Raw genomic sequence first — 13,634 nt, 5'->3', positions numbered from 1 at the left:
GAGAATCTCACTTCCACATGTGGTATACTGTGTGAAGAAGACAGCCAAGTCCATAAATGGAAACGAAAAGAACACTTAAGACAGGGAGTATGGGTATATATTTGATACCGCTCTCCTATTTTTCGTTAGGCTAGGGAAGCTTACAAAGGGAGGTGCCTTGCTTCCATGATTGAGAAAACTTCAGAGAATGATACGGACAGCGGTAATGTGATTCCGGTCACTCTGGATGCCAATTTTTTCTTTGAAAGAGCCGTACGGTCGCTTGACCGCTTTCAATATGATAAGGCATTAAAGAATTTTCGCAAAGCTGTTGAATATGAGCCGGATAATCCGGTGAATCATTGCAACATGGCGGGTATATTATCTGAGATGGGTAATTACACAGCATCTAATGAGATTCTGACCCATGTACTGGAGAAGATTGATCCCGCAATGACCGAATGCCATTTCTATATGGCTAATAATTACGCCAATATGGAAAGCTTTGAAGAGGCGGAGCGTTCGCTGGTCACGTATCTGGAGGAGGATGCCAGCGGCGAGTTCATGGCTGAATCCGAAGAGCTGATGGAACTGCTGCAATATGAGCTGAACCGTCCTGCTCCGCTTGTGCGGATCCGCAGCCGTGAGGGTGTGGTCGAGCATGACCGGGCCCGCAGTCTGCTGGAGGAGGGCAAGTTTCCCCAGGCCGTAGAGCTGCTGGAAGAGATCATTGCGGCCTCACCGGACTTTCTGGCTGCGCACAATAACCTGGCCCTCGCTTATTTCTATATGGGCCGGTTTGCCAAAGCGAAGGAATGCCTGAACGAGGTGCTGAAGCAGGACCCCGGCAATCTGCATGCGCTATGCAATATGGCGATTTTCCTGCAGTATGCAGGTGACAAGGAGCAGCTGGATTCTCTGCTGGGCATGCTTGAGGCCACTGTGCCTTTTCATCAGGAGCATGTATTCAAAATGGCCACCACGATGGGTATCCTGGGCAGGCATACCGCAGCGTACAGCCACTTCCGGCGTCTGCTGAAGGATGAAGAGGTCGCCGGGGACGCCGGCCTCTATCATTACTGCGCAGCAGCGGCCAGCAACAGCGGCCTCTACACTGAAGCGCTGCGCTGCTGGAGACAGGCTGCGAAGCTGGACCCTGAGTCGGCCGTGCCGGCATTCTTCCTGTCCCAGCTCCAGCAAGCCCGTGGAGAAGACAGACCCATGCCTGCGGTCAGCTATAATTACCAATTGCCTTTCCAGGAGCAGCTCAAGCAGTGGAAGGGGAATACAGGCAAGTTCACCGAAGAAGTACGGAACAATCCGCTGCTGCGCGCCTCGTTCTTCTGGGCGCTGCGCTACGGTGATTCCTCCACGAAGCTGCAGGTGACCGAAGCGTTGCGCTGGATTGAGGATGAGGAGATGTCCGAGGTACTGCGCGGAGTTCTGGAGCATCAGCCGCTCCAGGAGGACCGGCTGCAGGAGGCGGCGCTGTTCAGCCTGCAGCGGCTGATTGGAGAGAATCTGGAAGCAGCAGCTCCTGAAGAAGAGCAGGTGCAAGCGGCTTCCAGCCCCAAGGGCCCTGCTGAATGGAAGGAAGACTGGCAGCGGATTATCGATCATACGGTGGCCATGATGGACCGGAGGTATGATGCTGCGCAGAAGAAGGATGCAGAGTTTATCTGGAAGCAGTTCATCGGCAGCCTGTATCCGGATGTACCGCTATTCCGCAATGACGGCGGTTGGTGTGCGGCACTGGAGTACCTGACTGCCAGGCTGCACGGGCGTCCGGTCACCTTCCGCGAGGCGGCACAGCGTTACGGCGTCTCGGTCTCCATGGTAAGTCGCTATGCACGGCGGATCGATAATGAATGCGACACCCAGGGCATGCTGCCGGGAACGGACGGCTTGTCGCCGTCCACCAATAATATTTGAATCCTTTTTTCAAATATAAGAATCTATATGTTTCTCACACCTACTTGTAAGGAGGCCAATGTAATGTACAAAACGATTGTAATCGGAACAGGCCCGGCCGGGCTGACTGCCGCGATTTATCTGGCGCGTGCGAACCTGAGCCCGCTCGTAATTGAAGGCTTGCAGCCGGGAGGACAGCTGACAACGACGACAGAAGTGGAGAACTTTCCAGGCTTCCCTGAAGGAATTCTGGGTCCTGATCTGATGGACAACATGCGTAAGCAGGCCGAACGCTTCGGCGCTGAATTCAAGAATGGCTGGGTAGAGTCGGTGGACTTCTCGCAGCGTCCGTTCAAGGTGACTGTAGACGGAATGGGTGTGCTGGAAGCGGAGTCGGTCATTATTTCGACCGGCGCCTCCGCCAGATACCTGGGTATCCCGGGTGAGCAGGAGAATGTTGGACGCGGGGTCAGCACCTGTGCGACCTGTGATGGATTCTTTTTCCGTAACAAAAAAATTGTCGTGGTCGGCGGCGGCGACTCTGCGATGGAGGAAGCCAGCTTCCTGACCCGCTTTGCTTCCAGCGTAACGCTGGTTCACCGCCGTCCGGAGCTGCGTGCTTCGAAGATCATGCAGGACCGCGCGCGCGACAACAGCAAGGTGTCATGGGCACTGAACCGCACGCCGCTGGAGGTAACCGTTGGTGATACCGGGGTTAAGGGCATCACCGTCCTTAACAATGAGACGGGACTTACCGAGCTGATGGAAGCGGATGGTGTATTTGTCGCTATCGGACATACACCGAATACCGCTTTCTTAGGCGGGCAGATTAACACCGATGCCAATGGCTATATAGTGGTTAATCCGGGCACCACAGAGACGAATATTCCCGGTGTATTCGCTTGCGGCGACGTGCAGGATACGCGTTACCGTCAAGCTATATCGGCAGCCGGAACCGGCTGTATGGCCGCCATGGATGCCGAGAAGTTCCTGGAAGGCACGATGGTGCATGACTGGAGCGAATCGCTCGATAAATAACCGGAGAAGGTTCTTGTTATTGACGGGTTTACAAAAAAATCCTATACCAGTAGAATGTATTTAATTAGATAAGATACCCACTAGGGGAGCCTGAATAGGCTGAGACGGGAAAAGTGAATTTCCGGACCCTTGAACCTGATCTGGATCATACCAGCGTAGGAAAGTGGAGTCGGACCTTTTTTGAATACAGTCTTATTGGGCTGTTCCTTTGATAAAGCCGCTCCAGGTGGAGCGGCTTTTTGACTTGCAAGAATTCGTATGCCTTGTGCTATACATGATTCTTCGGCTCAGTCTGCTGCGTGAAATCTTATCTGATTGGCTCATAGAGCGAAGAGGAGGAGATTAGAATGCCCGAAATGATGAAGAACGAAGAGGTGGACCTTTCCCGATTTCCTGCAAGCCGGAAAGTGTATGTAGAGGGCTCGCGCCCGGATATTCAGGTTCCGATGCGGGAGATCAGCCTCAGCAGAACGGAGGGCGTTGCCGGGGAAGAGGAGAACGAACCGCTTCGTGTCTATGACACCAGCGGAATTTACACCGATGCTGCGCAAGAAGCTGACATTCGGAGGGGGCTGCCGCCGCACCGTTTAGGCTGGATTGCGGAGCGTGGCGATTCGGAGGAATACACCGGAAGAGCTGTGCAGCCGGAGGATAATGGAATCCGCAGGGGTGGGCCACCCGAAGAAGCTTATCCAGGGCTGCAGCGGAGCCCCCTGCGGGCACGTGCGGGCCGCAATGTTACCCAGCTGTATTATGCGCGTCAAGGGATCATTACACCGGAGATGGAGTATATCGCGATCCGCGAGAATACCCGGCCGGAATTCGTAAGGGATGAGGTAGCCGCCGGACGGGCCATTATTCCGGCCAACATCAATCACCCCGAGAGCGAGCCGATGATTATTGGCCGTAACTTCCTGGTGAAGATCAATGCGAACATCGGAAATTCTGCGGTGTCTTCTTCTATTGAGGAGGAAGTGGAGAAGATGCGGTGGGCGACCCGCTGGGGGGCAGACACTATCATGGACCTCTCCACCGGCTCTAAGATTCATACCACCCGTGAATGGATTATACGCAATTCTCCTGTGCCTGTCGGCACGGTGCCCTTATACCAGGCGCTCGAAAAGGTGAACGGCATAGCCGAGGATTTAACCTGGGAGCTCTATCGCGACACGCTGATTGAGCAGGCGGAGCAGGGTGTGGATTACTTCACCATTCATGCCGGAGTCTTAAAGAGCTATATTCCGTTAACAGCCGGAAGAATGACAGGAATCGTATCACGGGGCGGCTCGATTATGGCCGCTTGGTGCCTTGCCCATCAGCAGGAGAACTTTCTATACACACACTTTGAAGCTATATGTGAGATTATGAAGACGTATGATGTGGCCTTCTCTCTGGGGGACGGATTGCGTCCGGGTTCTATTGCAGATGCCAATGACGAAGCACAATTCGCTGAGCTGGAGACGCTGGGAGAGCTGACAGCCTTGGCATGGAAGCATGACGTTCAGGTAATGGTTGAGGGTCCGGGGCATGTGCCGATGCACAAGATTAAGGAAAATATGGACAAGCAGCTCGAGATTTGCCGGGAAGCCCCATTTTATACTCTTGGCCCGTTGACTACCGATATTGCCCCCGGTTACGATCATATCACTTCGGCCATCGGGGCGGCGATGATCGGCTGGCTCGGGACATCGATGCTGTGTTACGTTACGCCCAAGGAGCACTTAGGCCTGCCTAACAAGAATGATGTACGCGAAGGAGTCATTACCTACAAAATAGCCGCACATGCCGCAGACCTCGCCAAGGGGCATCCGGGTGCACAGGACAGGGACAATGCGCTGTCCAAGGCGCGGTTCGAGTTCCGCTGGCGAGACCAGTTCCATCTCTCTCTGGACCCGGAAAGGGCGCTGGAGTATCATGATGAGACGCTTCCTGCGGAGGGGGCGAAGCAAGCTCATTTCTGCTCTATGTGCGGTCCTAAATTCTGCAGCATGCGGATTTCGCATGATATCCGTAATTCCTACAGATTGAGCAGGTCGCTGTAAAAAAGGCAAGTCTCGTATAGCTATTTCCCTGCTGTCCCATGCTGTAAAAGGCGTGAGGGCAGCTTTTCTTATGCTCGAATAGCACAAGATTCATTCTCCCTATTATGTGAAACCAAGCACAAGCGTTGGCGTAAATAGCATTATCCAAGGATAGGGAGTGAATCAAATGAGGAACAAGGACTGGCTCAAGGAAAGCGAACGTTTCAATGAAGCGGCTGAATACTATGATAGGTATAGACCCAGTTATCCATTCGCCCTGATTGAGCAGATTGTACAAGAAGCCTCTCTGACTAAGGAGTCCAGAATTCTTGAGATCGGTGCCGGGAGCGGTAAAGCCTCCGAATTATTCCTGGACCGCGGGTATGAGCTGCTATGTATTGAACCGGGCCCACAACTGGCGGAATTGGGAAGACAGAAGCATAGGGATAAAAACGTGCGATTTGTAACCTCCAGGTTTGAGCACTGGTCTGGGCCGGAGACGGATTTCGACCTGATCTTCTCCGCTCAAGCCTTTCATTGGGTGCCGCAGCCGGAAGGTTACAAGAAATGTGGGCGGCTGCTGAAGCCGGGAGGGCGGCTCGCGCTCTTTTGGAATTTTTATCTGCAGGGAGACAGTGAGATGGAGCAAGAGATTGCCGAGGTCTGTGCGGAGTATGAGGTATTCTGGTTTAATAAGCGGGATGTAATTGAACAGAGAGTGGAGCGAACTGTAGCAGAGCTGTCCGGCAGCGGAAATTTCAGAGCCCCGGAGGTCTACCGGTATCCTTGGGACAGCAGGGATGACGCGGATAGCTTCATTAACTTCCTGCGGACCTGCAACGGGTTCATCGGGCTGAAGGAAGCGGAGCAGATTGAATTAAGCGCCAGGTTACATAAGCTGATCGGCCGGAATGGCGGCACCCTGCAAAGGAATTTTATATGTACGCTTTTCATAGCCGAAGCCTTGAATTCTGTGAATTCTTAACATACATAGCTGTCCCTATGCTGTAACAGGCGTACGGGCAGCTTTTTCCTTAAAAGCTAATATGTTGTGGGGTAATTTTATACTTAGTGACTGCAATCACAATTTACCCCCCTGCCCTATGCTAAGCTGTTGCTGAGAAGAATTCTCAATTGTGAGGTGTGCAGATCTTGAGCAAAGTGTTGAAGCTAGATGAGTCTATATTGGAGCTGGTAACCAGGCACCCGGAAGCCGTAGATATTATGGCCGGTCTGGGTTTCCATGATATAACGAAGCCTGGAATGCTGCAGACGGCAGGCAGGTTCATGACATTATCCAAAGGCATGAAATTAAAGAGAATAGAGCTGGAAACCGTTCGCCTGGCCTTTGAGCAGCACGGCTTCGAGATTATTGAATAGAAGGAGAGAATATAATGAGCGAACTGATTAATAACCGTGAAGTGGATGTACCGGAGCAGACACGCCGTCAGGCTATGCTGAGAGAAATCATCAAGGAGCTGCATGCGGGTAAAAGTGTAGAGGAAGTGAAGGCGCGTTTTGCAGAAGCGGTAGGCGATGTGACTGTAGCCGAAATATCCGCCATGGAGCATTCCCTGATGACCGAAGAGGGCATTCCCGTAGAGGAGGTGCAGCGTTTATGCTCCGTGCATACAGCCATCTTCAAAGGCTCAATTGAGCAGATTCACCGCTCCTCGAAGGCTGAAGAGCAGCCGGGACATCCGGTGCATACCTTTAAGCTGGAGAACCGTGAGATTGAACGGCTGGTTAACTTCCGGCTGGAGCTGCATACAGATAAGTTCAAGAAGAACGCCAGCGAAGAGATCATTTTCAAGCTGCTGGAAGACCTGAGTCTGCTGCTTGATCTCGACAAGCATTACAGCCGCAAGGAGAATCTGCTGTTTCCTTACTTAGAGAAGTACGGCATTTATGGCCCAACCAAGGTAATGTGGGGCGTGGATGACGGGATCCGCAATATGATTAAGGAAGCTAAGAAAGGACTCAGCGCTTATAACGGAGAGTCTGGGCAAATTGCAGCTTCACTGGATGAGATTATCAAAGAAGTCAACGAGATGATCTTTAAAGAAGAGAATATTCTGCTGCCGATGGCGCTCGATAAGCTGACTGAGGATGAATGGGTCAAAATCGCCCGCGAAAGTGACGAGATCGGCTTCTGCCTGACCGCGCCGGAGCAGGAATGGATTCCGGCGCGTGCCGCTGAACCGGAAGGTGCCCAGAGTCAGGACGAAGGGGAAGGGGAAGGCGCATCGCCGCAGGGCTTCATCCGTTTTGAGACCGGACTGCTGTCGCTCCATCAACTCGAGACGATGATGAATCATCTGCCGGTGGATTTGACTTTTATCGATGAGAACGATGTGGTCCGCTACTTCTCGCATGGCAAGGAACGGATCTTCGCCCGGACCAAGGCGGTTATCGGCCGTACGGTGCAGAACTGTCATCCGCCGCAAAGCGTACATGTGGTGGAGAAGCTGCTGGCGGATTTCAAGGCAGGCGTTAAGGATGCTGAGGATTTCTGGATTGCCATCAAAGATAAATTCATCTATATCCGCTACTTCGCAGTACGTGATGAGACCGGCCGCTATATGGGGACGCTGGAATTCACACAGAATATTGCTCCGATCCGTGCCTTAGAGGGGCAAAAGCGTATTTTGTCGGAATAATGGCAGATTTACAGGGACCAGGGCAATAGAAGATTACTTTCAGACTTTCTTGCCTGCCCGGTGAGAAGGTCTTTTTGTTAGGCGGGTTGTCCGCAGATGAAGCATGTAAAAACATCCCATACCGCTTCCCGAAGAACATTCCCCCGGGTGTATCGCCTTTCCTTGACCGCAGGGGAGGCTTCTATTATAGTGGGTACGTAGGATTAACTATTTTAGCATAGAAAAAGGTGGCTTGTAACATGTCTGAACATATCTACGTTGGCGTGGATTTAGGTGGAACCACGATTAAGGTTGGAATCTGCAATGCCGAGGGAAGCCTGCTGCACACTTACGAAGGTCCAACGGGGACCGCAGACGGCGTCGATGCCGTTATCGATAATATCGAGAAGTATGTGCGCCTGATTGTGGAGGACTCTCCGTATTCCTGGGAACAGCTTGCCGGTGTGGGAGCCGGGCTTGCCGGGTTTACGAATATTCGTGAAGGAATCATCATCCTTGCGCCCAACATAGGATTTAGAGATGTGCCGATCCGTTCCATTCTGGAAGGTCGTTTGAACAAGCCTGTCAAAATAGACAATGACGCCAATGTCGCTGCGCTGGGCGAGGCTTGGAGCGGTGCAGGACGCGGCATTGAGAATTGCGTCTGCTATACGCTGGGTACAGGGGTAGGTGGCGGAATTATTATCAATGGCAAGGTGTATCAAGGCTTTGCCGGTCTGGCCGGAGAGCTTGGCCATATCACAGTAGTTCCCGATCTGGAAGCTATCCAGTGCGGCTGCGGGAACATGGGCTGTTTGGAAACCGTTTCCTCTGCGACTGGCATTATCCGCATGGCGAATGATGCAGTGGCCCGCGGGGACCGCACCACTCTGTCCACGGTGGAGAAGATTGCGGCCAAGGAAGTCTTTGACGCTGCCAAGGCAGGCGATGAAGTCGCTCTGCGTATTGTGAACCGCGCAGCATTCTACCTGGGCAAATCGATGGCTGCGGTGGCTGCTGTACTGAATCCGGAAGTGTTTATCGTAGGCGGCGGCGTATCCAAAGCCGGCGATATTCTGTTTGACGAAGTCCGCCGTGTCTTCGCCAAGCTGACACCTGCGCCTCTGCAGACGGGTGTTACTATTGTGCCTGCGGAGCTTGGCAATGATGCCGGTATTATTGGTGCGGCAGGTCTTTTGCTGCGTTCTTAAGGAGCAGGAATTATTCATATACTAACCTTAGGGAGGGGACGCTGTAATGACCGAACTTGAGCAACTTTCGCCCGGTCGTGCCACCCTGATTATCATTACAGGCATGTCGGGAGCAGGCAAGACGATTGCAGTGCAGAGCCTAGAGGATCTCGGCTTCTTCTGCGTCGATAATCTTCCGCCAGTGCTGATCCCGAAGTTCGCCGAACTGATTGAGCAGTCCAAAGGCAAAATCGCCAAAGTGGCGCTCGTGATCGACCTCAGGGGACGGGAATTCTTCACCGCTCTATCGGAGTCTTTAGCCTATATCAAGGATGAGTCGACCATAGGCTTTGAGATTCTCTTCCTGGATGCAACAGATTCAGTGCTTGTACAACGCTACAAAGAGAGCCGGCGTCACCACCCGCTTGCTCCCAAGGGCATGCCGCTTGACGGTATCCGGATGGAGCGCCAAATGCTGGAGGAGCTCAAGAATTCAGCTACCCTGTGTCTGGATACCAGCAGCATGAAGCCGGCACAGCTTAAAGAAAAAATTGTATCACGGTTTTCCCATCTCGGAAAAAGCACCCTCTCCGTTAATATTACTTCGTTTGGGTTCAAGTATGGTATTCCGATTGATGCTGACCTGGTGTTCGATGTCCGCTTCCTGCCTAATCCGCATTATGTGGATCAGCTGCGGCCCAAGACAGGCCAAGACAACGATGTGTATGACTATGTGATGAAATGGCCTGAAACGCAGACGTTCCTGACCAAGCTGCTTGACATGCTTCAATTTCTTATTCCGCAATACCGCAAGGAAGGCAAATCCCAGATTATTATTGGCATCGGCTGTACAGGCGGCAAACACCGTTCTGTAGCCATTGCGGAATATCTGGGCAAAATGCTGGGGGTAAGCGAGACGGAATCGGTAGCAATCAGCCATCGGGATTCCGAACGTGATCGGCATTGACGAGAGAAGGGATGAGTAGTGACTGAAGAACAAGGGCAGCGTCCGAAGATCGTCGTCATGGGCGGCGGTACCGGGCTGTCTGTTATGCTTCGGGGGTTGAAGGAGAAGCCGCTGGATATTACGGCTATCGTAACCGTGGCAGATGACGGGGGGAGCTCCGGGATTCTGCGCAGCGAGCTACAAATGCCGCCTCCGGGAGATATCCGTAACGTACTGACGGCTATGGCCGATGTAGAGCCTCTGATGGCGCAGATCATGCGCTACCGTTTCAGTACCGGAGAGGGTCTCGCCGGGCACAGCCTGGGCAATCTAATTCTGGCAGCGCTGACAGACATCTCCGGTGATTTCGTTACTGCGGTCAGAGAGCTAAGCCGCCTTTTCGCCGTCCGTGGCCGGGTGCTGCCCGCTGCTGGCGAAGCGGTGGTACTGCACGCCGAGATGTCGGATGGAACCCTGATTACCGGCGAATCCAAAATACCGGAGGCCGGCGGTATAATCAAACGTGTGTTTCTGGAGCCCGCCGATGTGGAGCCTCTGCCGGAGGCACTGGAAGCGATCCGGAATGCGGATGCCATTCTGCTCGGTCCGGGCAGTCTGTATACAAGCATTCTGCCGAATCTGCTGGTGCCGAAGCTGGCTGAAGCCGTTGTGGCCTCGGATGCGATCAAAATATTCGTATGCAATGTAATGACCCAGCCAGGTGAAACGGATAATTATACGGTCAGTGATCATCTTCAAGCGGTATATGACCATATCGGACTGCATCTGTTCGATTATGTAATTGTGAACGATGGAGAGATCCCGGAGCAGGTACAGATCAAATATGCCGAGAAAGGCGCACGTCCGGTGCAGCTTGACCGCGATGTCGTTGACGGCAACGGATATAAGGTGATTGCCGACAAACTGGTATTATTTAAAACTTATTTGCGGCATGATACAGATAAGCTTAGCCACCATATTTTCCAGCTGGTTCAGGATTGGATTGACAGAAAGAGTTAACATGAAAGAGGTGAGCCCCTTGTCTTTTGCGGCCCTTACCAAAAAAGAGCTGACGATGGTCGAGAGCCAGCCCTGCTGTGAGAAAGCGGAAATGTCAGCGCTGATCCGGATGAATGGTTCGGTGCAGCTTTCGAGCAAAAAGGTTGTTCTCGACATTTCGACGGAGAACGCCGCGATTGCAAGGCGGGTATATTCTTTACTTAAGAAATATTACCAGGTCCATATCGAGCTGCTCGTGCGTAAAAAAATGCGTTTGAAGAAGAATAACGTCTATATCGTAAGAATCCCAAACCGGGTTCAGGAGATCCTGAAGGATCTGCGGATTGTCTCGGAAGGCTTCATCTTCACCGATGGGATCGATGATGAAATCGTCGGCAAGAACTGCTGCAAGCGTGCTTACTTGCGCGGGGCCTTCATGGCTGGCGGTTCGGTGAATAATCCGGAGGGTTCCTCGTACCATCTGGAAATTGCTTCGATGTATGAGGAGCACTGTAAGGCGCTCGTGGAGCTGGCTGGTGAATTTCACCTGAATGCCCGCTGCATAGAACGCAAGAAAGGCTTCATCCTATACATCAAGGAAGGCGAGAAGATTATTGAATTCTTAAGTTTGATCGGAGCCCATCAGGCGCTGTTCAAATTTGAGGATGTGCGGATCATGCGCGATATGCGCAATTCGGTCAACCGGATCGTCAACTGCGAAACGGCCAATCTTAACAAAACGATCAGCGCTGCGGTACGCCAGATCGAGAATATCAAGCTGCTGCAGCGTGAGGTGGGACTGGAAAGCTTGCCGGATAAGCTGCGCGAGGTTGCAGAAATCAGACTTGCACACCCGGATATCAACCTGAAGGAAGTCGGCGATATGCTGGGCGGCACCGTCAGTAAATCAGGCGTAAACCACCGTTTGCGCAAAATTGATGAGCTGGCTGACAAGGTGCGGGGCAGTTGATTATTTTTTTTCTAGTGCGGTAGAGGTTATAATGATATAATATTATAAAATTAATGTGAAATTTTTGGGCAGATCTCAAATAGGGGGTAAGCGTTTCATGACAAAGCACCCGGTAGTTGTTCGGTTGAAGACGGGGCTCCATGCTCGGCCGGCAGCATTGTTTGTGCAAGAAGCTAATAAGTTTTCGTCGGAGATTTTCGTGGAAAAAGACGATAAAAAAGTTAACGCCAAAAGTATCATGGGCATTATGAGCCTTGCAATCAGTTCCGGTACGGAGATTTATATCAGCGCAGATGGCGCAGATGCGGAACAAGCTGTAACCGCTTTGACAAGTCTTGTAAGTAAGGAAGAACTCGAGAATCAATAAATGCTACAACGTCTTACCGAAAGCCCTTAGGGGCTTTTTTTCATATTATTTATGTACAAGGGGAGATACACAGATGAAGATCCAAGGCAGCGAGGTAACCTTAGTGGCGCCTACAGAAGCTCTCAGAGAGCCCTATCTGGCATTTTATGAAGAGTGGAAGGCCAGCGGAGAATCATTCGTTCCCTGGGTAGTCGAGATCGATCCTGCTGACTTTGCCGGTATGCTTCAGTCTCTGCGTGAGCATGCCGGTGGTGTGAATATCAAAGACGGATGGGTGAGCAGTTCAACCTTCTGGCTGGTGACAACGGATCAGCGGGTGGTAGGTGCCGTGAACATCAGACACCGGCTGACGGAAACTTTACTTCGTACAGGCGGGCATATCGGCTATGGCGTGGTCCCTTCGGAGCGCAGACGGGGCTATGCCAGTGAACTTCTGAGGCAGGCTCTCCTGAAGGCTGGGGAACTGGGTATAAAGAAGGCGCTCGTGGTCTGCGACGCCGTCAATACAGCTTCAGAGCGGACGATCCGCAAGAATGGCGGAATAGAGGATAGCGAATATATCGAGGAGGACGGGAATGTCATCCGGCGTTTTTGGATAGAGACGGAATAAATTATTAAATAACGTACATAGGATATGCAACTTTTGCCATGCTGGTCCGTCTAGAGGGTACCAACACTTAAAGAAGCGAAAGGGGATGGCAGGCATGATGAAATTTGGCAAATCAATCGGAGCAGTGCTGCTGGCAGGAAGCTTGATTATAGGAGGAATGGGGCTGAGCGGGGTGCTAAAAGGTCCTGAAAAGGCTTACGCTGCCGACGAGGTGCAGAAGAATATTGTGAGCGTGGTGGGCAAGGGTGAACTTGCGATCAAACCGGATATCGTCTATCTTTCGATTGGGGTAAGTACCACTGCCGATACTGCGCAAGAGGCGCAGAAGGGTACCGCAGCAAAGATTGCGAAGCTGACTGCATTATTCAAAACAACCTGGGGAATTGCCGACAAGGATATTCAGAGCACCCAGTTCTATGTACAGCCTAATTACGTCTATAGCGAAAAGGAAGGCCAGCAGGTTAAAGGCTATAATGCCCAGCATACGCTGAAGATTTCCTACCGTGATCTGACTAAGGTCGGACAATTGCTGGATGCAGCATCTACGGCAGGCGCGAACAATATCGGCAATGCAAGCTTTGCGATCGAAGATCCATCAGCCTTTGAAGCACAGGTCATCGAAAAAGCAATGCTGAACGCAGATGTAAAAGCGGCAGCGATTGCTAAAGCGGCGAAACGCGGACTCGGGCAGGTGGTAACGGTCATTCAGAACGACGACGGGAATAACCCGGTTGTCTTCGTTGAACAGGCCGCCATGTCCAAAGCAGCGAATGATTCAGCTGCCGGAAGCTCTGTTGAACCCGGAGAAGTTAAAGTAACCACTCAGCTGAGCGTAACCTATGAATTGAAATAAAGTGACCGCGAAGAGGCGCTTGCTCTGCTGTTTATGGCAGGGCGGCGCCTTTTTTAGGAGAAATTTTCGTTGAAATCTCTCAAATTGTTTAAATAAATGTAATAAGGTTGA

The 13,634-nt window shown here is 52.0% G+C and carries 13 protein-coding genes and 1 riboswitch; all 13 genes read left to right on the top strand.

Annotation, left to right across the window (positions count from 1 at the left end; genetic code table 11):
• Positions 1-165: 165 nt before the first annotated feature.
• The 13 genes from MKX70_RS04975 (at position 166) to MKX70_RS04915 (ending at position 13,523) form a co-directional block, all read left to right on the top strand.
• The gene (locus tag MKX70_RS04975; RefSeq protein WP_042231575.1) at positions 166-1,911 is read left to right on the top strand and encodes a tetratricopeptide repeat protein; all 1,746 of its coding nucleotides are present in this window, start codon (positions 166-168) and stop codon (positions 1,909-1,911) included.
• A gap of 63 nt (positions 1,912-1,974) precedes the next feature.
• Entirely contained in the window at positions 1,975-2,928 is a 954-nt protein-coding gene (trxB, locus tag MKX70_RS04970; protein ID WP_340839638.1) for a thioredoxin-disulfide reductase, read from the top strand.
• A 72-nt stretch (positions 2,929-3,000) separates the two neighbouring features.
• Positions 3,001-3,107: riboswitch (TPP riboswitch) on the top strand.
• Positions 3,108-3,275: 168 nt separating this feature from the next.
• Positions 3,276-4,970, top strand: coding sequence for a phosphomethylpyrimidine synthase ThiC (thiC, locus tag MKX70_RS04965; RefSeq protein ID WP_340839636.1), 1,695 nt, complete (start codon positions 3,276-3,278; stop codon positions 4,968-4,970).
• 166 nt (positions 4,971-5,136) lie between these two features.
• Complete coding sequence (locus MKX70_RS04960; protein ID WP_052421606.1) at positions 5,137-5,934, top strand: class I SAM-dependent methyltransferase; 798 nt, start codon at positions 5,137-5,139, stop codon at positions 5,932-5,934.
• A gap of 167 nt (positions 5,935-6,101) precedes the next feature.
• Positions 6,102-6,329 (top strand): DUF1858 domain-containing protein, encoded by a 228-nt coding sequence (locus MKX70_RS04955; RefSeq protein ID WP_042231578.1) that lies wholly within the window; start codon positions 6,102-6,104, stop codon positions 6,327-6,329.
• A 14-nt stretch (positions 6,330-6,343) separates the two neighbouring features.
• Positions 6,344-7,609, top strand: coding sequence for a DUF438 domain-containing protein (locus MKX70_RS04950; protein WP_340839634.1), 1,266 nt, complete (start codon positions 6,344-6,346; stop codon positions 7,607-7,609).
• Positions 7,610-7,848: 239 nt separating this feature from the next.
• Positions 7,849-8,799: an ROK family glucokinase gene (locus MKX70_RS04945; RefSeq protein WP_042231583.1), complete on the top strand. Its 951-nt coding sequence runs from the start codon at positions 7,849-7,851 to the stop codon at positions 8,797-8,799.
• Between the two features lie 46 nt (positions 8,800-8,845).
• Positions 8,846-9,745: an RNase adapter RapZ gene (gene rapZ / locus MKX70_RS04940; protein ID WP_042231584.1), complete on the top strand. Its 900-nt coding sequence runs from the start codon at positions 8,846-8,848 to the stop codon at positions 9,743-9,745.
• Between the two features lie 57 nt (positions 9,746-9,802).
• Positions 9,803-10,744: a gluconeogenesis factor YvcK family protein gene (locus MKX70_RS04935; protein ID WP_042140618.1), complete on the top strand. Its 942-nt coding sequence runs from the start codon at positions 9,803-9,805 to the stop codon at positions 10,742-10,744.
• Between the two features lie 19 nt (positions 10,745-10,763).
• On the top strand, positions 10,764-11,693 hold the full coding sequence (whiA, locus tag MKX70_RS04930) for a DNA-binding protein WhiA (protein WP_039302402.1): 930 nt from the start codon (positions 10,764-10,766) through the stop codon (positions 11,691-11,693).
• Between the two features lie 97 nt (positions 11,694-11,790).
• On the top strand, positions 11,791-12,060 hold the full coding sequence (locus tag MKX70_RS04925) for an HPr family phosphocarrier protein (RefSeq protein WP_036651317.1): 270 nt from the start codon (positions 11,791-11,793) through the stop codon (positions 12,058-12,060).
• A 73-nt stretch (positions 12,061-12,133) separates the two neighbouring features.
• Entirely contained in the window at positions 12,134-12,670 is a 537-nt protein-coding gene (locus MKX70_RS04920; protein WP_042231586.1) for a GNAT family N-acetyltransferase, read from the top strand.
• Positions 12,671-12,764: 94 nt separating this feature from the next.
• Positions 12,765-13,523 (top strand): SIMPL domain-containing protein, encoded by a 759-nt coding sequence (locus MKX70_RS04915; RefSeq protein ID WP_340839633.1) that lies wholly within the window; start codon positions 12,765-12,767, stop codon positions 13,521-13,523.
• Positions 13,524-13,634 lie beyond the last annotated feature (111 nt).

The sequence above is a fragment of the Paenibacillus sp. FSL R7-0312 genome (assembly GCF_038004445.1).
Taxonomy (GTDB): domain Bacteria; phylum Bacillota; class Bacilli; order Paenibacillales; family Paenibacillaceae; genus Paenibacillus_AQ.
This window is presented reverse-complemented; position numbering and strand designations above follow the sequence as displayed.